The 26,600-nt window shown below is 46.1% G+C and carries 22 protein-coding genes; 8 read left to right on the forward strand and 14 right to left on the reverse strand.

Features of this window, described 5'->3' with window-relative positions:
* Positions 1 to 8 precede the first annotated feature (8 nt).
* The 4 genes from yfcE to ACZ5V1_RS00110 all read right to left on the reverse strand — a co-directional run bounded on the left by yfcE (position 9) and on the right by ACZ5V1_RS00110 (position 1,660).
* Positions 9 to 554, reverse strand: a complete 546-nt coding sequence (yfcE, locus tag ACZ5V1_RS00095) for a phosphodiesterase (protein WP_464390044.1) — start codon at positions 552 to 554, stop codon at positions 9 to 11.
* A gap of 21 nt (positions 555 to 575) precedes the next feature.
* Positions 576 to 938, reverse strand: a complete 363-nt coding sequence (locus ACZ5V1_RS00100; protein WP_464390045.1) for an Hsp20/alpha crystallin family protein — start codon at positions 936 to 938, stop codon at positions 576 to 578.
* 5 nt (positions 939 to 943) lie between these two features.
* Positions 944 to 1,357, reverse strand: coding sequence for an Hsp20/alpha crystallin family protein (locus ACZ5V1_RS00105; RefSeq protein ID WP_160715315.1), 414 nt, complete (start codon positions 1,355 to 1,357; stop codon positions 944 to 946).
* 99 nt (positions 1,358 to 1,456) lie between these two features.
* Positions 1,457 to 1,660 (reverse strand): Trm112 family protein, encoded by a 204-nt coding sequence (locus tag ACZ5V1_RS00110; protein ID WP_160715317.1) that lies wholly within the window; start codon positions 1,658 to 1,660, stop codon positions 1,457 to 1,459.
* A 251-nt stretch (positions 1,661 to 1,911) separates the two neighbouring features.
* On the opposite strand from ACZ5V1_RS00110, the gene ACZ5V1_RS00115 reads away from it, so the two are divergent.
* On the forward strand, positions 1,912 to 2,778 hold the full coding sequence (locus ACZ5V1_RS00115; RefSeq protein WP_464390046.1) for a PHP domain-containing protein: 867 nt from the start codon (positions 1,912 to 1,914) through the stop codon (positions 2,776 to 2,778).
* An 11-nt stretch (positions 2,779 to 2,789) separates the two neighbouring features.
* Entirely contained in the window at positions 2,790 to 4,028 is a 1,239-nt protein-coding gene (locus ACZ5V1_RS00120) for a peptidase U32 family protein (RefSeq protein ID WP_464390047.1), read from the forward strand.
* 422 nt (positions 4,029 to 4,450) lie between these two features.
* On the opposite strand, the gene ACZ5V1_RS00125 is transcribed toward ACZ5V1_RS00120, so the two are convergent.
* Positions 4,451 to 5,941, reverse strand: a complete 1,491-nt coding sequence (locus ACZ5V1_RS00125) for a DEAD/DEAH box helicase (RefSeq protein WP_464390048.1) — start codon at positions 5,939 to 5,941, stop codon at positions 4,451 to 4,453.
* Between the two features lie 370 nt (positions 5,942 to 6,311).
* Between ACZ5V1_RS00125 and ACZ5V1_RS00130 the strand changes: the two genes are divergently transcribed.
* Positions 6,312 to 8,807 (forward strand): glycogen/starch/alpha-glucan phosphorylase, encoded by a 2,496-nt coding sequence (locus ACZ5V1_RS00130; protein ID WP_464390049.1) that lies wholly within the window; start codon positions 6,312 to 6,314, stop codon positions 8,805 to 8,807.
* Positions 8,808 to 8,866: 59 nt separating this feature from the next.
* Here ACZ5V1_RS00130 and ACZ5V1_RS00135 read toward each other — a convergent pair whose 3' ends face one another.
* The 5 genes from ACZ5V1_RS00135 to ACZ5V1_RS00155 all read right to left on the reverse strand — a co-directional run bounded on the left by ACZ5V1_RS00135 (position 8,867) and on the right by ACZ5V1_RS00155 (position 14,499).
* The gene (locus ACZ5V1_RS00135) at positions 8,867 to 9,754 is read right to left on the reverse strand and encodes an EamA family transporter (RefSeq protein WP_464390050.1); all 888 of its coding nucleotides are present in this window, start codon (positions 9,752 to 9,754) and stop codon (positions 8,867 to 8,869) included.
* A gap of 183 nt (positions 9,755 to 9,937) precedes the next feature.
* Entirely contained in the window at positions 9,938 to 11,131 is a 1,194-nt protein-coding gene (tyrS, locus tag ACZ5V1_RS00140) for a tyrosine--tRNA ligase (protein WP_464391593.1), read from the reverse strand.
* 385 nt (positions 11,132 to 11,516) lie between these two features.
* Positions 11,517 to 12,290 (reverse strand): TIGR00282 family metallophosphoesterase, encoded by a 774-nt coding sequence (locus ACZ5V1_RS00145; RefSeq protein ID WP_464390051.1) that lies wholly within the window; start codon positions 12,288 to 12,290, stop codon positions 11,517 to 11,519.
* 15 nt (positions 12,291 to 12,305) lie between these two features.
* Complete coding sequence (locus ACZ5V1_RS00150) at positions 12,306 to 13,544, reverse strand: molybdopterin molybdotransferase MoeA (protein WP_464390052.1); 1,239 nt, start codon at positions 13,542 to 13,544, stop codon at positions 12,306 to 12,308.
* A gap of 337 nt (positions 13,545 to 13,881) precedes the next feature.
* Positions 13,882 to 14,499, reverse strand: coding sequence for a LysE/ArgO family amino acid transporter (locus tag ACZ5V1_RS00155; protein WP_373793149.1), 618 nt, complete (start codon positions 14,497 to 14,499; stop codon positions 13,882 to 13,884).
* A gap of 234 nt (positions 14,500 to 14,733) precedes the next feature.
* Between ACZ5V1_RS00155 and ACZ5V1_RS00160 the strand changes: the two genes are divergently transcribed.
* Complete coding sequence (locus tag ACZ5V1_RS00160; RefSeq protein WP_464390053.1) at positions 14,734 to 15,621, forward strand: LysR family transcriptional regulator ArgP; 888 nt, start codon at positions 14,734 to 14,736, stop codon at positions 15,619 to 15,621.
* A 288-nt stretch (positions 15,622 to 15,909) separates the two neighbouring features.
* Positions 15,910 to 17,226, forward strand: a complete 1,317-nt coding sequence (locus tag ACZ5V1_RS00165; protein ID WP_464390054.1) for a tRNA nucleotidyltransferase/poly(A) polymerase family protein — start codon at positions 15,910 to 15,912, stop codon at positions 17,224 to 17,226.
* Between the two features lie 104 nt (positions 17,227 to 17,330).
* Here ACZ5V1_RS00165 and ACZ5V1_RS00170 read toward each other — a convergent pair whose 3' ends face one another.
* The gene (locus ACZ5V1_RS00170; RefSeq protein ID WP_464390055.1) at positions 17,331 to 18,083 is read right to left on the reverse strand and encodes a hypothetical protein; all 753 of its coding nucleotides are present in this window, start codon (positions 18,081 to 18,083) and stop codon (positions 17,331 to 17,333) included.
* A 229-nt stretch (positions 18,084 to 18,312) separates the two neighbouring features.
* On the opposite strand from ACZ5V1_RS00170, the gene ACZ5V1_RS00175 reads away from it, so the two are divergent.
* Positions 18,313 to 18,711, forward strand: coding sequence for a desulfoferrodoxin family protein (locus ACZ5V1_RS00175; RefSeq protein ID WP_464390056.1), 399 nt, complete (start codon positions 18,313 to 18,315; stop codon positions 18,709 to 18,711).
* Positions 18,712 to 19,158: 447 nt separating this feature from the next.
* Here the strand turns inward: ACZ5V1_RS00175 and ACZ5V1_RS00180 are convergent, their stop codons facing one another.
* From ACZ5V1_RS00180 to ACZ5V1_RS00190, 3 genes are read right to left on the reverse strand one after another with little or no spacing between them, the layout of a single operon-like run.
* Positions 19,159 to 20,424: a dihydroorotase gene (locus ACZ5V1_RS00180; RefSeq protein ID WP_464390057.1), complete on the reverse strand. Its 1,266-nt coding sequence runs from the start codon at positions 20,422 to 20,424 to the stop codon at positions 19,159 to 19,161.
* Positions 20,425 to 20,426: 2 nt separating this feature from the next.
* The gene (locus tag ACZ5V1_RS00185) at positions 20,427 to 21,380 is read right to left on the reverse strand and encodes an aspartate carbamoyltransferase catalytic subunit (RefSeq protein ID WP_464390058.1); all 954 of its coding nucleotides are present in this window, start codon (positions 21,378 to 21,380) and stop codon (positions 20,427 to 20,429) included.
* A 46-nt stretch (positions 21,381 to 21,426) separates the two neighbouring features.
* On the reverse strand, positions 21,427 to 22,620 hold the full coding sequence (locus tag ACZ5V1_RS00190; protein WP_464390059.1) for an amidohydrolase family protein: 1,194 nt from the start codon (positions 22,618 to 22,620) through the stop codon (positions 21,427 to 21,429).
* 449 nt (positions 22,621 to 23,069) lie between these two features.
* Between ACZ5V1_RS00190 and ACZ5V1_RS00195 the strand changes: the two genes are divergently transcribed.
* Positions 23,070 to 25,163, forward strand: coding sequence for a methyl-accepting chemotaxis protein (locus tag ACZ5V1_RS00195; RefSeq protein WP_464390060.1), 2,094 nt, complete (start codon positions 23,070 to 23,072; stop codon positions 25,161 to 25,163).
* A 269-nt stretch (positions 25,164 to 25,432) separates the two neighbouring features.
* Positions 25,433 to 26,599, forward strand: a complete 1,167-nt coding sequence (locus ACZ5V1_RS00200; RefSeq protein ID WP_464390061.1) for a metallophosphoesterase — start codon at positions 25,433 to 25,435, stop codon at positions 26,597 to 26,599.
* Position 26,600: the final 1 nt, after the last annotated feature.

Here is a 26,600-nt window from a genome sequence, read left to right on the forward strand (position 1 = left end):
GTATGCCCCTACAAAGTTTGTTCAAGAATGCAGGTGTCGTTTAATTCAAAAACGCGGAATGTGTTGTCTTCAAATGTCGCATAGGTAGGACGGTCACTCTGTTTAGGGAGCGAGCAGGAACCTGGGTTCCAAATGTTGATGCCGTTTTCGTCGGTGTATGCTTTAGGACGGTGGACATGACCGTAAACAAACGTGTCTCCAGCAGTGAGCGGAGGCATGTTTTCCGGATTCCATAAATGTCCATGTGTCAGGAAGATACGATGACCGTCTGTTGCCAGCCATGAGAAATCAGACATCATTGGAAAGTCGAGTACCATCTGATCGACTTCAGCATCGCAATTACCGCGCACCGCAATAATCTTGTCTTTGTAGCTGTTCAGTAGAACAACAGTTGCCTTAGGGTCGTGTCCCTCTGGAAGAGGGTTACGAGGGCCGTGGTAGAGCAGATCCCCAAGTAGTACAATAAAGTCCGGGTTAAAACTTTCTGCCTTGTCCAAAACAGTTTTTGCACGGTCGTAAGAACCGTGCAAATCTGAGATAAATAAAATTTTCATTAAGTGTGTGTCTTTAAATTTTTATAAAACTTCTATTTTTATCCGCTTAGGCGGCGCTTCTTTCCGTTTTGGAAGATAAATCGTGAGCACACCGTTTTCAAACTTTGCGCTTACTTTATCTTTGTCAACAAGCTCACTTACTTCGAACCGCGCGCAGTACTCCACTTCCCCAAATTCCATGGAATGTACACGTTCACCGGCGGTGAGTCCGAAATCGGACTTGGCTTGAACCGAGAGTTTGTCGTTTTCAATGTCTAAAAGCAACTTTTCTTTGTCCACTCCCGGCATGTCGAGGTAGAGATAGAATCCGTCTTCGTGTTCAACAAAGTCTGCCGGTGGTTGTATCCGTGGGCGTTTCCCCATTATTTTAGGCATCTGCTGCATAGCCACTACCTTGGTTGAATATGGATTGTGCGCGGCTGCATTGCCGTGGACTTAGGAAGCTGAACAAACAGCATACCGGATTTCATGGTGGCAGTAATGCCGTCTTTATGGATTGGTACGTTGATTTTTACCAACCGCTGGAATGACCCTGTCGGGCGTTCCTGCTGGTGGTATTTTCCTTGAATTGGCTTCAAATCGCCTTTCAGGACAAGTGTATTATCTTCAATAATCAACTCGACATCTTCCATTGCAGCACCCGGCAGCAAAGCCCGCACAAACACGCTTGTGTCATCCTCGCTTATGTACAGCGGGGGAAACGTGGAGCGTCGTGGGGCAGTGAGTTGCGGGTCGTGCAAATCGTTCATCAGTTTATCAAACAGATGAGGGAAGTCGTAAAACGATCCATAGTTAATAACCATAATCCGGCTCTCCTTTCAGCATATATCATAAGCAGAGACAGCAATCCGTCAAGGTACGCAAAGGCACGCAGGTCAATGACTAAACAGTATGGGAATAGGCTACTTGCGTGCGTCGCGTGTTCCGTTGTCCCATGCTTCTTGTGAAACGGCTTCTTCAACCAGCATCACAGGAATATCTTCACGAATAGGGTATACAACTTTGCACTTTGAGCAGGAAAGTCCGTCTTTATCTTTAGTAAGTTTCAATGAATTCTTACATTTAGGGCAGGCGAGAATATTTAATAAATCAGCTTGAACAGTCACAGTGGGACTCCTTAAAAAAAATATACACACATAGTGTGCAGAAGGGCTAGTATACGCAGTTACTGTACGTACAGCAACAGGAAGCGGCGTAGTATAATTTTGAAAAAATATCTAATAAGAATATATAAAATGAGCAGGATACATATCGTCATCAATTCGCCATTTGACAAGCCACAAAGCGCAGGCGTAATTACTATGATGAAAGAAATAAACACACACATTGTTACATAGTTCTAGGAATGGAAGGAATTATGGCGCGAACATATATTGATTTACATACGCATTCAACAGCTTCCGACGGAAGCGATTCTCCCGAAGAGCTGGTTAGGCTAGCAAAAAAAGGCAATGTAACCACACTTGCCTTAACAGATCATGACACTGTTGCAGGTGTTGAAGAAGCCATGGAAACCGGTAAAGAGCTTGGAGTAGAAGTGATTGCCGGTTGCGAGCTTGGAGTAAAAACAGAGTTCGGTGAAATTCATCTTCTTGGTCTGTGGCTTGATCCTAAGGCTCCCAAGCTGCAAACTATAATGAGTGAGTTGCGCGGATACCGAGCCGAGCGTAACAAAATTATTGTTGAAAAGCTTCAGGCTCTCGGTATGAACATTACCTACGAAGAAGTACTTGAAGCAGCAGGCGACGGTTCCGTTGGTCGTCCACATATTGCTCAGGTTCTCGTTAATAAAAAATATTTCAAAAGCGTGAAAAAAGTTTTTGAAGATATGTTGTGCGATGGTGGCAAAGCATATGTTCCTAAAAAAGTACTCAATCCTATTGAAGGCGTTAAGTTGCTGAAAGAGGAAGGAGCAACCGTATCATGGGCGCATATGTGCATTCATCGTCAGTCTACAGAGTATCTTAGTGATACGATCGCAATGCTGAAACCACACGGATTGGATGCGTTGGAAGCTTATCACAGCGAGCATGGAGCTGCTTCAACTAGACTTGTTGTTGAACTTGCAGCCATACATGGACTTGCACTCACCGGCGGTTCGGACTATCACGGCGCGGTGAAGCCTAATATTACGCTTGGTCGTGGTAAAGGTGGATTGTATGTGCCGCACAGTGTGCTCGATAACTTAAAAGAACTACGCCGCAAGCAGGGGCTTCCTGTTTAGCTAAGAATATTATGACTAAAAAATTGCCTGAACTGCTTTGTCCAGCAGGAGATATGGACAGACTCGAATCCGCACTGCTTTACGGTGCTGATGCGTGTTATCTTGGTGGAAAGAAACATAGCCTGCGCGCAAGCTCCGGCGGTTTTGACTGGGAAGAATTGGAAACAGCCTGCGGTAAAGCGCATGCTAAAAATGCTTCCATCTACTATACCCTTAATATTCTGCCGCATGAACAGCATCTTGCCGGTGTGGAAGAATCTCTCGAACATCTTGCTGAATCCAGCGTAGACGGGCTTATCATTGCTGATCCCGGTGTGCTCCGTATGGCACGCCGTATAGCACCGAACAAATCTATCCATCTTAGTACTCAAGCCAACACATCCAACAGTGAAGCTGTGGGATTCTGGCATGATCTCGGGATCGAGCGCGTCAACGTTGCACGTGAACTTGGTGCACATGCCATCAGTAAGCTCACAAAAGCGTATCCTTCAATGGAATTTGAAGTGTTTGTTCACGGTGCAATGTGTCTAGCACTCTCAGGTCGCTGCTTGCTCTCATCATGGATGAATCAGCGTCCTGCGAATCTAGGTGAATGCACTCATCCGTGCCGGTTCGAATACAAAGGTCTTGAAGTACAAGACATGCGTTTGACCGTTGAAGAAGGTATGCGCGAAGGGCCAACTTGGGATATAACCCACGAAGGACCACACAGTGCATTCTGGGCACCCGAAGATCTTTGTCTCGTAAAATACATGCACTGGTTCCACAAAAATAACGTCGCCTCTCTTAAAATTGAAGGGCGTATGAAGACTCCAAGCTACGTAGCACACGTAGTGGATGTCTACAGAACCGCCATCAACGACGTTGCCACCAAACAGTTCCGTTACGATGATTACATCCGTGAACTGCAGAACACTGCATCAAGAAATTTAAGCACAGGCTTCTTCCTGCCAAAAGGACACAGAAAGTCTGTGTCCCCATTGCCGAAGAGTGACTGTACGCCAATCGTCGCCAAGCTCGTGCAAAAAGAAGACGACAACAAATGGCAAATCGCCGTGCGCTCTCCGTTCCGAGCAGACAGGCCAGTACAAGTGATGGTGCCCGGATTAAAGCGCCCAGTGTTACCAGTCGGAAGTTTCCAGCTCGAAAACCATCGCGGTGAAGCTGTCGATGTTGTGCACCCCGGCATGTTCGGGTTTATCCGATGCGAAAGTGAGCATTTTTCTGAAGGACTTTTCCTGCGCGGGTAGGCCTGTTGTTTTGGCTGTGTGTTGATGTCTCCGACGGCGCTTGCCAGCGGGTGCCTCCGGCGAACCTGCGGTGCTTGCCTCCGGCGGCCAGAGAACCTTTTTAAGTAAAAAGGATTCTCTGGACTCTCCAAAAACTTTTATCTGCGAGGTAAGCACGTTTTTTGAAGAACTTTGCGGCTTACGCTCCACTACCTTTCTAGAAATGAAAAGGGCTGTCCTACAGTATGTAGGACAGCCCTTTTTTTATTCAAGTCAGTGGAATTAAGCCGCGTGAAAAATAATCTAGGGGCGTAACTCGCTAATAAAAGTTTTTGAAGGGGGGCTGGGGGAAACTTTTTTCAAAAAGTTTCAGCCCAGCCGCCGGAGGCATCCCGCTGGAAAGCGCCGCCGGAGGCAATAGCAAGAACTAACCCATCAGAACTCTAGCGTTTGCCACGCGGCTTTGAGCTGCGCGAGCTGCTTGGCTTTGAACTACGTGAGCTGCTCGGTTTAGAGCCGCGTCCACCGGTAGATTTTTTGCCCTGAGGGCTACCCTGTGGCTTGCGTCTAAAGGTTGGCTTGCGTCGGTAATCGACACTGCCTTCATTGTTGATATTGTTACCGGCAGGTTCGTTGTAGTTGAAGTTACCGAGCTTGCGCATTGAGAAAGCTTTGCCGATTTCCTGCTCCATCTGGAGCATTTCCATGAGGTCTTTTTCACCTACTAAGGTGATGGCGGTGCCTTTCCGGTATGCACGTGCTGTTCGTCCTACACGGTGAATGTACATGTCTGAATGAGACGGTGCGTCGAACTGAACAATATGTGTGATGTGATCAAGATCGATACCGCGTGCAACGAGGTCTGTTGCTACGAGTACGCGTGCTTCACCTGACTGCATTTTTGCAAGCATTTTGTTTCGTTTTGACTGTGACAAGTCGCTATGCAGCGCAGCTACATCGCCAAATCTACCAGAAAGGAACCGCTCGATTTCTCGGCAGGTTTCTTTGGTGTTGGTAAAAATGATAACACCGCCGTCTTCCTTGGAATGCGGGCTGTGCTCTGCACGTTTCTGCTTGTGTACGAGCTCATCGGAGTCATTCAGCAGCAGCGGCATCAGTGCTAAAAGAAGTTTCTTTTTAAGATGCGGTGGCACTGTGTAAATTTCGTGTGAGATGTCCGGCTTTGCTTCTTCGGTGCGTACATCAATAACTGTAGGGTCTTTGGTGTAGGTGCATGCCAGATGCTCAATAGGTTTTGGCATGGTTGCAGAGAAAAATGCTGTCGTACGCTTGGACGGAATGTGATCCAAAATTTTAGTAATTTCTGGTAAGAAACCGAGGTCGAACATGCGGTCTGCTTCATCAATGATGAGCGTATCAACGCCGCCGAGACGGATTTCTTTCTGATTAATAAAATCGAGAAGTCGCCCTGGTGTTGCTACAATAATTGTAGACGCAGCTGCGGCTTTTTTTTGTGGCGTGGCACCGGCACCGCCGTAGACAGCTCCGCAACGGAAGCCGGTCTGTTGGCCGAGATCAATGCAGGTTTTCTGAATCTGGAGAGCAAGTTCTCGGGTAGGTGCGAGAATGAGCGCACGAATAGGACCACGTTTCAGTGCGTCTTCTGTTGCCAAGTGTTGGAGCAATGGAAGAAGGAACGCTGCTGTTTTGCCTGTGCCTGTGTTTGCAAGGGCAATGGTGTCCTGTCTCTTGAGCAGGGCAGGGATAACAGCCTGCTGAACAGGAGTCGGTCTGGTAAATTTGCAGGCAGCTAAGCCTGATCGGATACGCTGATCAAATGAAAACTGATCGAAATAGAACTGTTCATAAGAAGGCTGTTCTGTTTCGGTATCAGTTTCAACTTCGGCTTCAACGGTAGCTTCAGCTTCAGTTGCTTTTTCAAGTTCGTCGGCGTTTATTTCGGGCGTGGTCATGGGAGTCCTTTATTATTCGACATTTTTCAGCGTAGGATATGCAGTATTTGCGCTTGAAATGTTTAAGATTGTAGTTAGCTGAGTGCACGTCATCAGTTTGCGACTGCGCAGCATTCAGCTGTAGGCGCTTTTATGATGTCTGTGGGCAAGTGCCCCTGAGACATATGGCAATATCTCACTCTGATGGTCATCGTAGTATAAGAAACGAAGAGCACTCGCAAATGAAATATTTTCAAAATGAAAAGTACTCAGGCTCAGCGACCTTATAATGTCTGCAGTGTGGGCATCCTCGTATCATATTACGTTAGCACCATTGGGTTGCATAATAATGATATTTTAAGACTCGCACATAGAAAATGACGGGGGACTTATGCCGAAAGACGTAAAAGACTATCTACACCTGCTTGATAAACCACTCGATGAATCAGAAGCGCCGTCAGCGCGTAACTCTGCGCTAGGTGAAGATGCTTTGTGGCACGTGTTGTATTCGTTGGGACGCGACAATACGCACCCCAGTAAACACAAATGTTATTGGGGGCTTGTACTGGCCGTTCGTGATCGTATGCTGGAAAAATGGGCTGCTGTTCAGAAGCAGTATTATGAACACGATGACAAACGATTGTACTATCTTTCGCTTGAGTTTTTACCCGGCAAGTTTTTACGCAGCAACCTGTTGGCGCTTGGCTTGGAAAATGAGGCACACGAATTTTTGCGTGAGCAGGGTTTCTCGTTAGATGAAATTATTGAGCAAGAATGTGAGCCGGGGCTAGGGAACGGCGGCTTAGGGCGTCTGGCTTCCTGTTATATGGATTCTATGGCGACACTCGGGTTGCCTGCATATGGCTACGGTATTCGTTACTCGTATGGGTTGTTTAGACAAGAAATTCGTAATGGACAGCAGGTCGAACAGCCGGATAACTGGTTACATGAAGGTAGTCATTGGCTGATTCCTCGTCCTCATGGTCTGTATCCGATTCGTTTTTACGGTAAAGTTCATGAATGGCTTGATGATGATGGCGTGCTGCATCATGACTGGCGCGGCGGTGATATTGTGCTGGCTATGGCGAATGATGTGTATGTGCCTGGCTATCGCAATGGCCATGTAAACTGCATCCGTTTGTGGGAAGCGCGTCCTCATAAAGAGTTTGTGTTGAGTTCGTTTAATGCGGGCGATTACATAGGGTCTGTTCAGGAAAAAATTGCGGATGAAAATATTTCTATGGTGCTGTATCCGAGCGATGACGCGCCTGAAGGAAAAACTCTGCGGCTGAAACAGCAGTACTTCTTCGTGGCAGCCACCATGCGTGATTTGATTCGTCGATTTAAAAAGCTAAACAAACCTTGGGATCAATTAGCGGAAAAAAATGTTGTTCAACTAAACGAAACACACCCATCCATTGCCATTCCGGAACTAATGCGAGTGCTGGTAGATGAAGAACTGCTTGGCTGGGAAGAAGCATGGTGTATTTGCCAAAAACTTTTTGCCTACACCAACCATACAATTCTTCCAGAGGCATTGGAAACATGGCCAGTGGCACTTGTTGAACGTCTGCTACCACGTCATATGCAGATCATTTATGAGATTAACCGACGCTTTCTTGAAGAAGTCCGTCTACATTTCCGCGACGAACCTGATCTTCCTTCTCGCGTTTCCCTTATTTCAGATGGTCCAGAGCAAAAAGTACGCATGAGTCACTTAGCGATCGTTGGTAGCTTTAGTGTTAACGGCGTTTCAGCACTGCATACGCAGATTCTGCGTGACCGTGTATTTCACGATTTTATTCGGATATTCCCAGACAGGTTCAATAATAAAACAAACGGCGTAACACCGCGTAGATGGCTTCGTCAGTGCAACGTGGCGTTATCATGGTTGCTTGGTGAACATTTGGGATGCAGCTGGGTGACAGACCTGAATAAACTGGAGCGTATTCGTGAGCTGGCAGAAGTAGAAGAATTTCGTCATGACTGGGATCAGTGCCGTCTTACAAATAAAAAGCGCCTTGCAGATTACATAGAAAAGGCAAACGGCATTACGATCAATCCGCACAGTATTTTTGATGTGCAGGTAAAGCGTTTCCACGAGTATAAGCGCCAGTTGTTGAATGTGTTGCACATTATCTCACTCTACAACAGCATTCGGAAAAATCCGGAAGTGAAGATTCAGCCTCGTACATTTATCTTTGGCGGTAAGGCTGCTCCAAGCTACTGGATGGCGAAGGACATCATTTATCTGATTAATTGCGTAGCACGGCGAGTAAATTCTGATCCACATACGCGAGATTCGTTGAAGGTGATCTTCCTTGCAAACTACAATGTTACGCTGGCACAGCTTCTTGTTCCTGCGACAGATGTTTCTGAGCAGATTTCAACCGCAGGGTACGAGGCATCCGGTACCGGTAATATGAAATTTGCCCTTAACGGTGCATTGACTATTGGTACAAGAGATGGTGCGAATATTGAAATTGCTGAACGCGTTGGTGATCCGAATATTTATCTCTTTGGTTTGTGCGAGCAGGAAGTTATCGACTTGAAAAAGCGTGGCTACAATCCGTGGGATATGTACAAAGATGACAGTGAACTGCGGGAAGTTTTGGATATGATCAATTCAGACCAGTTTACACCGGGTAATCCAACAGCCTTTAGTGCTATTTTTGATTCCCTGTTAAGCGGTGGAGATCCATTTATGGTGCTTGCTGATTATCGTGCATATGTAGAAACACACAAGCGCATCGCACATGAATATGTTGACCGTGAACTTTGGATAAAGAAATCTATTATGAACACCGCCGGCATGGGATTCTTCTCCAGTGACCGAGCTGTTCAAGAATATATAGACGGCATCTGGAACATAAAACCAGACGTCTAGTTTGCTATAAAAAAAGGCTTCCCGTGAAAAGGAAGCCTTTTTTTATTACGACTCAGTCGCTAAATGAAGAGTAACGCAGACCCGCCACATGCTGTCAGAACGCTGAGAACGACGCGTCGTGACGGCATTTTTTTATCAACAACGGCAGTAATCATGATGACGGCAAGCGGTGTCATGCTAATAAGTGATGCTGCGATTCCGGCTTTTGCATACTTCATAGAAAATAAAGCAATCCAGTTGCCGATTGTGGTGCCGACAAAGCTTGCAACGAGCACAATCTTCATCGCCTTTTTCATGTTTTCTTTCTGCTCAAAAATTTTGTGATACTGACCAAGAGCTGTTGCTGCAATCCATGCACAGCTTGCAGCGGCGGCAATACGCAAAATACTGCCCATTAGTGGATCAAGTCCGTACGAGAGCCCCTTTCGAATACACACATGTGACAGGCCGAGTGCTAATACTGAAACCAGCACCAGCTTAAATCCATATCGCCACTCTTTGGAGTCTACGGGAATATCCGTTTGTTCGTCGTTCTGGCTTGTGATTGATAACACGGACCCGATGATGACAAACATGCCGACAAGGTTAAGGAGTGTTAGTGACTCTCCCAGTGTGAAAAATGCGATTACAGCAGTAACACAAGGTGTCATCTGCCATAAAATCGAACCGGTTCTTGCCCCGATGCGGGTGCATCCTTCGTAGAAGAGCGTGTCTGCAACACCAAGCCCAAGAACGCCGGAGAGTAAAATCCAACCAATAGATTGGCTGGGAAATACCCATTCAGCACCGATAATAAGTGCAATGCAAATGTTGTAAAACAACACTAACGGGGTACGGCATAAGGTGAGTGGCCATGCCCCGATAAGTTTGGCAGCATTTGTATGCATGTAAGTAGAAAGTCCCCATAGACACGCTGTGCCCAGTGCTGCGATTTCTCCTACAAACATTGGTGTCTCCTTGTCGATAGTTGCAAGATGAATATCTGCAACATAACAATCTGTTTTTAAAGAAAAAATATAGTTCCTCCCTAGGCTCATTTTTTCATTTCCACAATGAATAAAATGCGTAGAAACAAAAAAAGCCCCGTAGCAGTTGCTACGGGGCTTTGATCTTTTTATCTCTACAAAACGCTATTTAACAAATAATTTGAGGAAGCGTTTTTTACCAAGCTTGATGACATATTCACCAGCAGTAAGAGCATCTTCAGTGCTGCATTTTTCTCCATCAATGGAGAGTGCGCCCTGTTTCATAAGGCGACGTGCTTCACCGCGGGATTTAGTGAGCTTTGCATCTGTAAGGAATACAGGAGGCATGGAAGCGTCACCGGATTCGCAAGTGTATTCCGGCATATCGTCCGGAAGCTGGCCTTTAGCGAATACTGAGTTGAATCCTGCACGAGCTTTAGCTGCTTCTTCAGCACCGTGGTACTGAGTTACGATATCTTCTGCGAGCTCTTCCTTAGCAATTTTCGGGTGGAGCTCACCAGATTCTACGTTAGCTTTAAGTGCTGCAATTTCTTCAAGAGACTTGAGAGAAATGAGTTCGTAGTAGCGCCACATGAGTTCGTCAGAAATAGACATAAGCTTGCCGAACATGTCAGCAGGAGCTTCGTCAATACCCACGTAGTTACCGTAGGATTTTGACATCTTACGAACGCCGTCGAGGCCTTCAAGAATTGGCATGGTCATGACACACTGTGGAGCCTGACCTTCCTGAGACTGAAGGGTACGACCCATAAGTAAGTTGAACTTCTGGTCAGTACCACCAAGTTCGATATCTGATTCGAGTGCAACAGAGTCATAGCCCTGTACAAGCGGATACAAGAATTCATGGATAGCGATAGGGGTTTTGCCCTTATAACGCTGCTCAAAATCGTTACGTTCAAGCATACGTGCTACGGTATAGCGGGATGCAAGACGGATAAAGTCAGCTGCGCCGAATTTGTCGAACCACTCGGAGTTGAAGCGAACTTCGGTTTTTTCAGGATCAAGAATCTTGAAAACCTGTTCTTTATATGTCTCTGCGTTAGCGAGAACATCTTCACGAGTGAGCGGAGGACGGGTGTCGGAACGGCCGGACGGGTCACCGATCATACCGGTGAAATCACCGATAAGGAAGATAACTGTGTGACCGAGTTCCTGAAAATGACGCAGCTTATGAATTGCAACACTATGACCAAGGTGCAAATCTGGAGCTGTTGGGTCAAAACCCATTTTTACGCGCAGCGGTTTGCCTTTTTCGAGCTTTTTCTTAAGCTCGTCGGCATCAATAAGTTCAGCACAGCCACGCTGAATGATTTCGAGCTGTTTTTGAATATCCATAATTCTCTCTTTTACAAAAAAATATGTTGTAGCTTGGTGTCTGTTACAAAGAATTGATGAATTGTCAAACTTTGCAAAATTGTCATACAGCCTCCGGCGGGCAAGGGCTCTGCCTCCGCAGGGGACTGGTCTCCGTAACACTCGTTCCTCGTGAACGGTTACTGGCGCAAGCACCCGCAAGGGGGACGCCCCCTTGACCTCGATTATGGTGAAGGGGGCTTTGGAAAAATCTTGGTGGTAAGACTATGTAATTTACATAAGATTTTTAAGCCGCAATTATTTCGAAAACAAAATGGGTATCGCCTAGTCGCAGTCAAGAGGGCGTCCCTCTTGCGGGGATGCAAGGGACTGGTCCCTTGCCCCTCGGAGAGTCGCCGAAGGCAATAACTTACTCGCGAATAAGCTCAATGCTCGTGCACAGCCCTGTTTCATCATTGATGTCCATAAACAGACCGTTGATATGCTCTGTACCCTTTGCAACTTTAAATCGTTGTGGCAGCCCTGTCATGAATCGTTCAATAATCACTCTTGGTTCCATACCGAGGCAGGACTCTTCGACTCCGCACATACCGGCATCAGTAAGGTATCCGGTACCCTTTTGCAGGATCATCGCGTCTGCGGTTTGCACATGGGTATGTGTGCCTATGACAGCCGAAACTTTGCCGTCCACATAGAAGGAGAGCGCTTTTTTTTCGCTCGTTGCTTCGGCATGGATGTCAATAATGCGGATACGCACATCATCTGGAATGGACGCAAGCAGCTCGTCCACTTTCTTGAACGGGCAGTCGATGTTGTCCATGAACGTGCGTCCCAGCAGGTTCATTACAGCAACTTTACTACCGTTTTTAAGCTCATGAATAACGAGACCGCTGCCTGGCGCTCCTTGCGGATAGTTAGCAGGGCGGATGAGCCGCGGTTCATTGTTAAGCAGGTTGTACATTTCTTTGTGCTTCCAGATGTGGTTACCGGAAGTAAGAATGTCTATGCCTGCACCAAAAAGTTCGCGCATTGTGTCTCCTGAAAGACCAATGCCGCCGGAGGCGTTTTCCCCGTTAGCAATAACGAGATCTGCCCCTTTTTCTTCTCTGAGAGAAGGAAGGCGTTTACGCAGAATAAGTCTGCCCGGTTTGCCTACAATGTCACCGAAGAATAAAATTCGCATGACGCTTCCTATAATTTAAAAAAAGAGTACGTCAACTGCTGTGCCTTCGTAGATGCCTTCACTGTCTGCGCCAATACGCGCAACACCGTCGGCCTGAAGCATGGTTTTCAGTAAGCCGGATTTTCCGAGCACAGGGGTTGCGATGGTTTTTCCATTTTTTTCTGTAACGCTGACACGCACATAATCTTCACGTCCCGGTTTGGAAGCCACGTTGCGGCTGAGCACAGCGTGCTTGGAAGGCCAGCGTGTTTGATCGAACGCGTTTGTATCCCCACCAAGGTAGCGTAAAAACGGCATGCCGAGAATAAACATGACAACCTGTGCAGAGGCAACTTGCCCGGGGAGTCCCCATATGGCTTTGTTACCGCATTTTGCAAGAATGAGCGGTTTACCCGGACTGATAGCTACCCCGTGGTTGATGATCTCTGCGCCTTCGATTTCTTCAATAGCTCCCACTGTGAGGTCGCGAACACCAACAGAACTGCCGCCGGAAAGGAATACAACATCGTTTTCCGCAAGGGCATTTTTAAGCGCTGTTTTGAGTGATTCGAGATTGTCTTCAACAAGGCCGTACGTTGTAGCAGTCGCACCTGCACGTCGGGCACATGCTGCAAGGGTGTAGCTGTTAACGTCGCGTACTTGCCCAACAACAGGCTTTTCCTCAATAGGGATAAGTTCATCACCGGTTGAGATTATGCCTACCCGCGGTGCGTTGTTGACTGGAATTTCCATAACGCCGAGCGCTGCCAGCATTCCGACTTCTTGAGGACGGATACGGGTTCCAGCAACAAGAGCTGGATTTCCAGTTGTTGCGTCTTCACCTTTGAGCATGACGTTTTCGAATGGTGCGAGAGATTTGCGGATTTCCACAGTTCCTGCGCCGAGGGATTCCGTGTGTTCAACCATAACTACAGCGTTTGCACCGTCTGGAAGAATCCCGCCGGTTACGATTCCGGCGCATTCGCCATTTTGAAGAGTATATGATGCAGGCTGTTCAATATCGATATCACCGACAGATTCGAGATACGCAGGGTTTGCTTCAGATGCACCGAATACACTGGACGCATTAATTGCGTAACCGTCCATACATGAGCGGCTGGCAAGCGGCAGGTCTTCTGCTGCAATAATATCTTCCGCAAGTACGCATCCATCTGCAGCATCAATAGATACAGTGTGGGCTTGCAACGGGGAAAATGAGTGAAGTGCTTGAATGAATTCCTGCACGCTGAGTACATTGAAGAAATCTTTTTTCATATCGTATCCTCGAATCTTGATTAAATGGCGAACAAGCAGAGTAGCCTGTAACCGCAAGTGGTGCAAGGCTGAGGTGGTGTGACAGTATTGGAAATGCGTGGCAATGGGCGCAAAAAAACATCCGTCTGGACCTGGAGAAAAAGGAAGGTACGAAGTTCTTTTTCTCCGTGTTCAAACGGATGTGCGGTGCTTTTTAAATGCCCCTTCGGGAAAAGGGGCATTTAATATGGGGATAGGACGTGTATTAAACAAATTTCTTTTCTGGAAGCGTAGGGATTACGCGGTGTATTGCTTAATACCGGTACGGGAAAGCTACCAGCGTCCTTGGGGGATCATATTATAAAAGAGCTATTCCTTGATTGATGAGCCCTGCGGCAATTAGCCACATGATTGCGCACACCGTGCCATCAAGGATTCGCCATGAAGAAGGCTTGCGGAATAGTGGTGCAAGAGCCTGTCCTCCAAATGCGAGAGCGCCGAACCAGATTACGGAGGCGCAAACGCCGCCGATCCAGAAATAAATTCTACCGTCACCGATAAATTGTCCGCCGAGTGAACCCATAAGAACAACTGTGTCCAAATAAGTGTGCGGGTTTAAAAAGGTAACAGCCAGTGTTGTTAGCACAACATTTCGCAAAGAGCGTGTAGCATCTGAAGATGTTGTCAGTATCCCTGGTTTACAGGCAGATTTGAAAGCGCGGAATCCATACCAGAGTAAAAATGCAGCGCCAAAAAAAGTGGCAAACAATCTTACGTCAGGTGAGGAAGCGACAATCTGTCCAATACTGAAAACACCAAGTCCGATAAGTAGCATGTCGGACACGATGCACATGAGCGCGATAGTAAGATGGTGGTTTTTGCGAACACTCTGAGAGAGTAAAAAGGCATTTTGTGCCCCGATCGCCATAATTAATCCACCGCAAGTACCAAAACCTTGAAAAAATGGAGCGAGCATATCTGTTCCCAATCCTTAGCTGCATTGTAGCAATAATTCATAGTCATTCAGGTCAATGCAGAAGGCGTCCCTTCAGCAGACAATGGGAAGTTCAGTGAGCGCTGTAACAACGGGGTGCGCTCAACACCCCGTCACCACATCTGGAACTTGTTTGCGAACACTTATGTAGAAGAAAAATAGTTAGAAGTGAAATTCATTGTTTTGATGTTACATAAGTTTTGCTAATGTAGATGCATGATCGATTACAAACAGCTCGAAGCCTTTGCTGCCGTAGTAGAAAATGGCGGCTTTGAAAAAGCGGCAACCGTTCTGCATATTACGCAATCAGCGGTTTCTCAGCGTATACGGCAACTTGAAGATAGAATCGGCGCGATGCTTATTGTGCGCTCCACACCCGTGCAGCCAACTGCCATGGGACAAAAACTGCTTGGGCACTACAAGCAAGTAAGTCTCATGGAGCAGGACTTGTTTGAAGACACATTGGGCAAGACGGCAGAAGATTATATTACTGTTCCTGTAGGTATTAATGCAGACAGTCTCGCGACGTGGATTCCCGACACACTGCAAGAACTCCTGACTACTACAAATATTCTTGTAGATATTCGACTGGGGGATCAGGACAAAACACATGATATGCTTAAAAACGGGGAAGTGGTAGGCTGCGTCAGTTCCCAACCCGGACCTATGCAGGGATGTAAGACTGTCTACCTCGGCAAGATGATCTATGTGTGCTGTGCTACTCCAGAGTTCGCAAGACAATGGTTCCCGAATGGATTTTCGCCAGATGCTGTTCGTGCTGCGCCTATCCTTACATATGATCGTACAGATGAGATGAACAATGAAATGCTTTCACGGTACGGCATCCGTGCCGGTGAGTTCCCGACGCACTATGTACCGGATTCTCATATGTTTGTTGATCTGTGCAAAAAGGGGCTGGGGTACGGAATGATTCCGAGTTTGCAGATTGAAGAAGAGTTACGAACAAAGCAGCTTGTACCAATCGTGCAAGGCTACTCTGTAACGGTAAGACTTTACTGGCATTGCTGGAATTTGCAGACGCGTCACATCATAATGCTTACTGATGCATTTGAGAAAGTCGCAAAGTTGCATCTTTCTCGATGAGCTTGGATAGACTGGCATTTTTGGCTAGTTTATGTACTGTGTGCAGATTCTGAAAAAAGAAGAAAAGTGGTAACACATCTCTGTACAAACAGAGCATTCGTAATTACCAGTATCAGATACATATTGTCACATTAGAGTGCCAATGCTTATTTGCGTGTATAATGAGCATGTGTTATATTTCACATGCAAGTTGACTTATTAGATTATCAAAACGCTATGTTCTTACTATAGCATATTATATGAGACTATGCGGCTCGGTTTATTACCGATTCTGCAATTGGAGGATGAATGACTCAGCCTTTTAAGGATGCCGTAGGCATCTGTAAGACTATTATGCGTAACGGATTTGATGCGTATGTTGTAAACGCCCAGCTTCAGCGCGAACTGCTTGAAGGTGCGAACGACACAGAACTGGATATTGCGTGCGAAGCTCCTTTCGATGAAATTCAGCGCATGTTCCCTAACGTTTCTGAAGGTACTGAACGCGGTGTTGTTGCTCTGCTGAAAGAAGCGGATATTACGTACCGTTTTTATCCTACTGATGTAGAAGATGCATCTCATCCTGAAGAAAGCATTGCCCGTATTACTCCTCACTTGCTGAAACGCATGGAAGAGAAATTCGGCAGCATCCCTACTCAGTACGCTTGCCCGTATGTTCCAGGTTCTGAAATGTACGAAGGCTTCGAAGACATCGCTAGTGGTGTTATCAAATTTTCAGGTATTCCGGACGAAACATTACGCCGTAACTACCTGCTTGGTATTCGTGCTTTGCGCTTTGCTGCAAACTACGATTTACCAATCGAACAGAATACTTGGATTGCTATCGTAAAAGGCACCTCCCGTATTCTTGATTACGTTCCTTCCCATAGCATTATGGAAGAATGGCGCAAAGTTGAAGCAGAGAACATGTGGCGCTTTGTTGAGCTTCTGTTCGATTCCATGATCCTTCATGGTCTGGTTCCGGAACTTGCAGCACTTTCCCGTTGTACTCAGATTAAAAATGAAGACACCGGTGAAGAGCAGACTGTATTTCAGCACACCATCGACACTATGCGTCACTACCCAGAAGAACTTCCGTTCGACTGGTTCGGTACTTTTGCAGTGCTTTGCAGTAACGTAGGTAAACTCTACACTGCTGAATTTAGCAACGACTCATGGACATTTAACCAGTTCTGTCGTGTTGGTGCTAAAGTTACCAGAAAAATTATGGGACGCCTGTCATTCCTTCCACAGGATATTGACCTTGTGTGTCACCTCGTAAAGCACCATCAGTTCTTCCACAGCATGCTTACCGATAAAGGTATCCGTCGCTTCAAATCTCTTAACGACTACCCGCGCCTTATGGAAATGGCTCGTGCAGATGTTAAAGGTCGCGGCATTGCCCTTACCGCATTCAACCACAATATGAAGTGGCTTGAGCGTGCTGATATGCCGGAAGAAATGACTGAGCCGTTCCTTAACGGTAACGAAATCATGGAAGCAACCAGCCTCAAACCTGGTCCTCATGTTGGTATTCTGCGTGATGAGCTTCTTAAAGCTCAGATCGAAGGTAAAGTTACTTCCGTTGAAGAAGCTATTGCTTTTGTACGCGAATACAAAATGTAAGTTGAATTTGAGATAAACCAGCACATCGCTGCGTTACTCAAAAATGCTATTCAGGCCGGACAACATGTGTTGTCCGGCCTTTTTTTATGCGATGTAGCTTAAGCTTATTGAGATTCATGGTGCGATATCAGGTTTTCAGGAATTTTGATGGCTAACCCACCTTCTTTGCTAATGCTCATATCGATTTGGATTTCTTGTCCTGTGCTGGTTACGGCTACTGCGCTTATTGGTTCTTCGTCATTATATGTAATTGAGTGAACATTGGTACAAGTCGCGTGTACGCTCTCCTGGTTCAAGAGGTCTGTGATGATTTCCGGTAGGAGCTCTTTCAGCGTTTCACTATCGAATAGAATCTCGTCTTCAACAGGTTTTTCTTGAAGGCCGTTATCTCCTTTTTTCTGATCCACCTTCGCTGGCTTACGAGTAAGATAGGAAATGACAAGCAGACTGCCGCCTATGGAAAGGCATAAAAGAGCCTTCGAGGAGTTTCCATCCATCAGGGTATTAAAAAATCCTGCTTGTAAAAGGAGACCCAAAGCGCCGGATGAAAAATGTATGATCTTTCTAAAGGAAGAATAGGTCTTAGTTCTAAATGCTTTTCCAACTCCTAGACCTAAAAATGCTAATCCTACAAGAATCAATGCAAGAGAGCTCAATTTGCCTGTGCTAATAAAGTTTACAAGACGATTTATACTAATGAATAAACCCAGTAAAATAAGGATAAAACGAGCAAGGAAAAAGAAAAGTTTGAGTAGGTATTTCCAAAAAAACGATGTTTTTTGTGGTTGAGAAGGTTGGTTTAGTGGTGTGTTCTCGTTTGTGAGAAGTGTGTAACTATTATTGCTATGTTTTTTCATGTGTGTTCCAGCTTGCTGTCTGTAAAGTAGATGTAGTTTGCCTGCGGGTGATGTTGTTACAACAAGTGAGTGAGCACTATCTATTGTTTATTCAAAAGTCGATACTCATGGTCAATAAACATATCATTTAACTTGCTAGCGAGTTGTCAGATTTTAGACTAGGACTGTCCGATTTTTTTATTGGCTGTCAGCACAACTGCTGAGGGTAAACTAAGACAGGAAGGTATAAATGAGTACTCGTAGACAATTTATAGCTGGCGCAGCAATGCTTGCCGGTGTTTCTGTTATTAAGGCTGTTCCGGCATATGCTTGGGATTTTGCACTGGATAAGGGAATTATCTATACCGATACGCAGCTTGGAATGTGGGAAGGTAAGCAAGCAACTCATGTGCCACTAGTAGAAACAAATGGCATGGAAGTGACTGTAATTACTCCGCACCCAATGAGTGAAGAGCACTACATAGTGCGGCACACCATAGTAGACGAAAACGGTGAAGTGGTGCATGCAAAGACATTTTCATGGAAAGACGATCCTATGTCTAAAGCCATATTGAAGAAAAAAGGCAAGTTTGTAGCAACAAGCTTCTGTAATCTTCACGACATGTGGATAAAAGAATTTACCATGTAAGCTTATGTTGTCTTCGACGGGCAAGGGCTCTGCCCCTTGCATCCCCGCAAGGGGGTATCCCCCTTGACCCTATTAGGGTTTTAATGATTGGGAAGAGAGTGACAACTCTTTATTTTTCTTAGTTCAAACGATAAATGGGAGCTGAAAAACTTGGCAATCAAGTTTTTCAGCTCCCATTTTTATGTACTTCTATTGTGCAATGACAGGTGACATTAACGACTAAAGCGTTGATTACCTCCCCTAACACTTCGATATCAATTCGCGGTCAAGGGGGATTCCCCCTGCGGGTGCTTGCGCCAGTAACCGTTCACGAGGAACGAGTGTTACGGAGACCAGTCCCCTGCGGAGGCAGAGCCCTTGCCCGTCGGAACTTTAGCCGTTCTCTAGGAATGAGAGATTACGGATAAAAATAGTGAAACGACCCGCCGGAGGCAAAAACAGCTCTACTTAAACAACACGAGTTCCGCCAAGCCAGTGAGCTTTGACGCGACCTTTAAGGGTAGTGTTGAGGAACGGAGTATTTTTGCCTTTTGAGAACATGGCATCTTCGGTCATCTTCCATTCTTCTTTTGGATCGAAGAGGAAGAAGTCTGCTATGTCACCTTCTGCGAAAGTGTTGAGCGGAAGTTTAAAGATTGCGGAAGGTTTTTCAGCCCACATTTTTATGAATTCATCTTCTGTAATGGTGCCGTCTTCTACCTGCGTCCATGTAAGTGCTACCGCGCTGTCCATACCGGAGATACCGTTCGGAGCGCCCTCAATCGGGTGCTCTTTTTCGTGGTCGGCATGTGGAGCATGATCGGTTACGAAAATATCGATGGTACCGTCTTTTACTGCTTCTTTCATGGCTAGGCGATCTTCTTCGCTACGCAATGGAGGGTTTACTTTCGCGGCAGTGGAGTAGTTGCTGAGGATTTCGTCTGTAAGAATCAGGTAGTGCGGGCAGGTTTCTGCCGTAACTTTTACGCCTCTGGTTTTTGCCCAGCGGATGAGATCTACAGATTGTTTGCAGCTTACGTGAGCAAGGTGGACTGGTAAGTCCAAAAATTCTGCGAGCAGAATATCTCGCGCAACCTGCATGGACTCGGCAACGACTGGCTGTCCTTTTAGACCGATGGCTTCGCTTACAGCGCCTTCGTTCATGTGGCAGTCTTTAGCAAGAGTCGGATCTTCGCAATGGTCAATGACGGTCAGCCCGAAGGTTGCTGCGTATTCCATGCAATGGCGGAACATTTCGGCACCACCAACTGGCACGCCGTCGTTGGAGATTGCGACACAACCGGCTTCAGCAAGTTCGCCCATTGGTGCGAGTTCTTTACCTTTCAGGCCGATTGTTGCTGCCCCGATAGGGTAGAGATATGGACCGTTAGGCCATGTCTGCTGTGCACGCTGGAGCATTGCTTCGGTAACGGATGCGCAATCGTTGGTAGGCTTGGTGTTTGCCATAGCCATTACACCGCCGAAACCGCCGTGCGCTGCAGCTGCAAGACCGGATTCAATGTCTTCTTTGTATTCAAAGCCCGGTTCACGCAGGTGAACATGGCAGTCGTAAAAGCTTGGGAATACGATAAGCCCTGTTGCATCTACAACTTCGGTATCTTCCGGTGCTGAAATTTCACCGTGTGGTGTGACAGATACGATGGTGGAGCCGGAAACAAGAATATCTACGGAAGTTCCACGAAGCAGACCATTGGAGATAAACAAATTGGTCATGGCTATACTCCTTTGTCTTTACGGGTTGCGTGGAGGTACAGGATCGCCATACGTGTGGCTACACCTGCGGATACCTGATTAAGCACACTGCTGTCTTTGCAGTCAGCAAGGTCTGAGGCAATTTCAAGCCCTCTGTTCATAGGTCCCGGGTGAAGGATTTTAGCACCTTCAGCCGCCATTTCCATATGATTTGAGGTAAGGCAGTACATGCGCGCGTATTCGTTGAGATCAGGCAATAAGCCCGCTTGCTGACGTTCTAATTGCAAGCGAAGGCACATTACTGCGTCTACGCCTTCAACAGCTTTGGTCAAGTCACTAAAGACTTCAACAGGCCATGTATGCACGGTTTTAGGCAACAAGGTACGCGGTGCACATAGTCTAACCTTAACACCCTGACGGGTGAGCAGATTGATGTTGGAACGTGCAACGCGGCTGTGCTTCACATCACCGAGAATAAGTATGGTTTTTCCTTTGTACTCGTTGTTCCATGCTCTGCGCAGAGTAAAGTTATCCAGAATTGCCTGAGTCGGGTGGGCATGGCAGCCGTCACCAGCGTTAACTACAGCGCAGTCCAGACGTTCCGCGATGAACTGTGCTGCGCCGTTTGCTTTGTGACGCAAAACGATAACATCAGGGTTCATAGCTTCCAGCGTAAGGGCAGTATCTTTAAGGCTTTCGCCTTTTGTCAGACTTGAACTGCTGCTGGACAGTGAAAAAGTATCAGCAGACAAGCGCTTGCCTGCAACGTCGAATGAGGTCTTTGTCCGCGTACTAGGCTCTGCAAAGAAGAGCACAACGCTTTTACCCTTGAGGGTCGGAACCTTCTTAACAGGGCGTTGGTTGATTTCGTGAAATTGCTCGGCTGTATCGAGAAGATGAGAGACTTCTTCGAGTGACAGCTGACTAACGTCCAAAAGGTCTTTGTGCGGCCAGATGAAGTGTTTTTCTTGTGGCATTTCATTTTCTCTGGTTTGCGGGCAACGCCCATGATGATTTGGAGGACTAAAAGTCTTCCGGCAAAATAGCGTATTGGAATCGTTTGCCTTTCGACAACGTTCCTAGTTCATTCGTAATGCCCAGTGCTTTGGCGCCTGCAATAGTAAGCATACGTAACAATGCACCGGTCGGTATATCGAAATTGTCGCGCAGGTAGCGCGCTTCATTCCAAAGGTTAAGGTCATGGTTCGAAGCAAGGCTGTCTGTACCAATGGTAAGTTGCAGACCTGCTTCTAGAAAATTGCGTACTGGTGCTGTACCTACACCTATAAGTTCGTTTGAACGCGGGCACAGGCATATGGTTGTTTCACTTTCTCGAAGAATTTCTATGTCGTCTGGTGTGCAATGCACGCAATGGACGGCGATAGTAGATTTATCCAGCAGGCCGAGGTGTTTTGCATATGGTACTGCGCGCATTTGAGGCGGTGTAAAATCCTTAGGAAGAACTCTGCGTGAAAGCTGTTCTCTAAAACGACCGGTGCCCTTGGTTAGCAGCTCTTCTTCGCCGGGGTGTTCAGCAAGGTGGACAGAAAAATACCGCTCATTAGAGCGGCACCATTGTTTAGCAACAACCAACGCATCAGGGCTGGTAGAATAGAGAGCGTGACCGGAAAGAGTCATCCATCGTTTTTTGGCTTCACTTGGTAACTCGTCAGCAGCAGAAGGGAATAAATCTTCTGCACTCAAAGTACCGGTGGCAAGTTTTGGAAAATTGTATCCAAACACTTCAAACTGGATGTGACAGCTAAGGTTGCGGGCGGTAACAGCGTCGTACACAGCTTTAGGTGCGCGTCCGTTAACGTCTGCAATATGCGCTGTGCCGCTTTCTGCCATTTCAGAAATCGCGGATTCAAGACTTTGAGCATCAACTGGATTTGCCATGAGCGGCAGGGCTGATTCAATCCATGTCTCAAATCCTTCACCAAAGATTGCTTTACCTTTCAGGTGCGCAAGTTCCAGATGGTTATGGCAATTAATAAGAGCAGGCGTCAGAGTTACATCGCCTAAATCTTCAGCTTCTATTTTGTAGGCTTTTGAAAAGTCGCTGAACGAAAGAACGTCCACAATAGTTGAACTACTGTGGACGATAACGCCGTCTTCAATGACATCTGGAAAAGAGTAATACCCCGAATCTGTTCGGGGGGAAGTGTTATGGCCTTCCATAGTGAGGATGCGACTAGCGCGGATGGCATTGAGCATTGAAAAATCTGTTGGTTATATGTGGTTAAAATTTGACGTACCGCCACACATTCGAATCACATATGTTCAGAACTTTGTAAAGGAGAGAATGGGGTTGTCTGGAATCTCAATTAATTTTTTACTCTAGCCATTGTAAGCAACATGCCTATTCATGGCACTTTAAAAGGTATGTGGAACAATGTAGGGTAGAAACTTTTGGATTGATGACATGTTAGTATTGAGTGTGTACACACTGTTGGTAAGTGGGTGTTAACTTTAATTGTCAAAAAAAATTAAGATCATCAAATCTATTGCCGAAATATATGCTAAGTAGAGGCGCATGGTTAATAGTATTTAATGGAAAATGATCTTGTTTTGCTCTGTAATTGAAGAAAGTTTGCATTAGTAGTTATCAATATGCATTCAAGATTGGTTGTGTTTATTAATAAATAGTTATTTTTGGGGGAATAATGTTTAAAAGTATTAAGGCAAAAGTCACCGCCTTGGTAATGATTGCTGCGTTGTCGTCAGTTCTGTTAGTTTTAGTTATTTCAAATGCCATTGTACGCGAAGATGCAATAGACTCTTTTGGAGCATCATCGAAAACTGATGCTTTTCTTGTAGAAAATATTGTAAGCAGCTTTTTTTCTGATGCCATAAATACAACGAAAGAACTTGCGTTGTTAGAAGAGCTACAAATGGCAACAGGGACACTGACATTTAACCATACGATTCAGTCTGACATTAATTTTACTTCTAAAGAACTACCGCAGCTTGAGCGGCGCATTGCAGGTGTACTTTCCAATGCACGTGCAGCGCATTCAAGTTACGAGCTTGTGTACTATGGCAGTAGTACAGGTGGATTTATTATGTCCGACCCTACGGCATTACCTCCGAAGTATGATCCTCGTCAGCGCCCTTGGTATAAGGCAGCAGTTGCCTCCTCTTCCGGATCAGCTGTCTCCAAGGCATATCAAAGTACAGCCGGTATGCCTGTAGCAAGTACCATGACTATTGTACGTGGTCAGCAAGGTGAAGTGCTTGGGGTAGTTGCGATTGATGTTCAGCTTTCTATGCTTGTACGCATGATGAAGAACATTAAGATTGGTGAAACCGGTCGGGTGCTGCTTCTTGAAAATGATGGAACCATTCTTGCCGCTCCGGGGTATGACAATCTGATCATGAAGCGGATAGGTTCGACCGGTAAATCAGGTCTAGATTTTCTCGCTGGTAAACAGGACGGTATGTATGAGGTCAAAGCTGAGAAAGGTCAGCAGTTGGCAAGGATGCATACTGTGTCATCAACCGGCCACAAGCTGCTTGTCATTAAGGATGAAAGTGAAGTTGTCGAGGCTGCTGATGCGAGTCTGCTTGCAACGCTAGTTGTAGGTTTTGGCGTAACATTAGTGATTGGCTTAATAGCGTATTTCTTTGTGTTGCGGACTTTGAAGCCGCTATACAGTGTTATTAATTCTGCAAAAGAAGTAAGCAAAGGGGAATACAACAAGGTTCCTCCAGAGTCTGAGTTTTCAGGCGAGTTGCTTGATTTGCACTGTGCTTTAAAAGAAATGGTTGGCAGTCTTGTAAGCTCAATCCAGATGGCTGATCATAAAACTGAAGAAGCAGAAGAACAAACTCTTCGAGCGAGTGAAGCACTCGATGCAGCCGCCGAGGCACAAGCACAAGCGGAAGTTGCTCGTAAAGAAGGGTTGAATCAGGCCGCGGGTCAGCTTGAGGCTATTGTTTCTAATATTGGTTCTGTTTCAGAAGAACTTTCGTTACTCGTTGAACAAACGCGAAGTGGTACGGAGCGTCAGGCTGCACGTAGCGGTGAAACCGCAACAGCAATGGAACAGATGAATACTGCCGTGATGGAAGTTGCTCGCAATGCCTCTGATGCTGCCCAGCATTCAGAAGTTATGCACGAAAGTGTTGTGCATGAAGCAGATGCAGTGATGGAAGTTGTGAGTGCGATTGATGATGTTGCAGCTCGATCTGAAAAGATGATGGAGAGTCTTGGTGCTCTTGGCGAAAATGCACAGGGTATCGGTCAAATTATGGATGTGATTTCAGATATTGCCGATCAAACAAACTTGCTTGCATTAAACGCAGCAATTGAGGCTGCCCGTGCAGGAGAAGCTGGCCGCGGTTTTGCGGTGGTTGCTGATGAAGTGCGAAAGCTTGCTGAAAAGACCATGCAGGCAACTTCTGAAGTAGAAAAGGCTGTTCATGCCATTCAGCAGGGAACAATCCAGAATATTGATGCTATGAAGCAGACAACAGATGTGGTTGTGAACTGTACAAGCCTCGCTAAAGAAGCAGGGGATGCTTTGGCGAATATGACGACTATGATTGAAGGATCAACAGATATGGTCCGTGTCATAGCTACAGCATCAGAAGAGCAGTCTGCAACCAGTGAAGAAATTAATTCCAGCGTTGAGGAAGTAACTCGTCTGGCTGACGAGATGGCGACCTCTGCAGGTGATTCCGCGAGGACAATGGCAACATTAGCGAATTTATCGGATGAACTTAATGGCGTGATTCTCACACTAAAGCAGGACTAACTCTGTACAGATAGTAATAGTATTGATTCAAAAAGAGGCTCTTTCAGGCAGGATGGGGCCTCTTTTTTATTGCGCTGCCCGCGTAGATAATATTTGACTATTATAGATGTGAAAGGGAAAGTGTGCTCTGAACTCAAGTTTTAGTTATAACGCTTTTTGCTGCCAGCGTTATAACGTAATTTTATATTTTTATAGTACACGCCGATTCCTGAAGAGGATGACAGTACGTACCTTTTTTGTGAGTTACGCTGGATATCGCTGGAGGAAGAATGAAGGATCAGATGGCTTTGTTTTCAATAGTCATGACATCAGCAATGCTTGTTCTATGGGCAATAATATGTTGGCGCATGATTGCACCACTTACTGTTCGCCGATCTACAAAAATATTGCTTGCCGCAACATTGCTTGCCGCTCTGGTATTGTATTACGTGACACGGTTGTTTGTGAAGGAAGGGTTTCCTGTTGAGGTAAATACAACGTTGCGTTGGATAGGCTACCTTTCTCTGGGGTTTATTTCCCTCACCATTCCGTTTCTTTTTGTAAAAGAAGTGCTCCAGTTTGGCGGGCGTGTTGTGGCGGATAAGAAAGAACCTGTTGATGGTACACGCCGCGCTTTTTTACACAACGCAGGTAATGCAGCCGTGATGGCAGCCGTTCTTCCTACCATGGCCTTTTCCATACAAGAAGCGTTTCAGCAGCCGATTGTTAAAAACAATGCCTTGAAAATTGCAGGACTTCACCCTGATTTGGAAGGAACGACAATCGCGCATATTTCTGATTTGCATGTTGGCTCTATTTTAGATGAAAAATGGCTCAAAGCTTTGATGACTCAGGTTGGGGAATTGCGTGCAGATATGTTTGTGCTCACAGGAGATGCCATTGATGGCAAAGTTTCCCGTGTGGGCAAGGAACTCGATTCTTTATTGAAGTTTGAGGCTCCGTTAGGGAAATTTTTTGTGACCGGCAACCATGAATTCTATTCCGGCGTAGAAGGTTGGGTTGAGCAAATGCGTGCACTCAATTTTACTGTATTAAATAATGAACATACTCTTATTCAAAAGGGAGAGGGTAGGCTTTTACTGGCTGGGGTATGGGATTATTCTGGTGAACGTTTTGGCGAACACTATACATCTGATCCCGTTGCAGCGAAAGCTGGTGCGCCAGGACATGATTTGTCTATTCTGTTGGCACACCAGCCTAAAAATATTTTTGAAGCCAGTAGGGCGAAATTCGACATCCAGCTTTCCGGCCACACTCACGGTGGACAATATTTTCCGTGGACATACGCAGTGCACTTGTTCCAACCCTATGTGAAAGGCTTGCATCAGGTTGATGATAGTTTGCTGTATGTAAATACAGGGACGGGTTTCTGGGGGCCACCTATGCGCTTCACGGTTCCGCCAGAGATTACATTACACACCCTCACACGCGCTTAGA

The sequence above is a fragment of the Halodesulfovibrio oceani subsp. galateae genome, assembly GCF_055397225.1.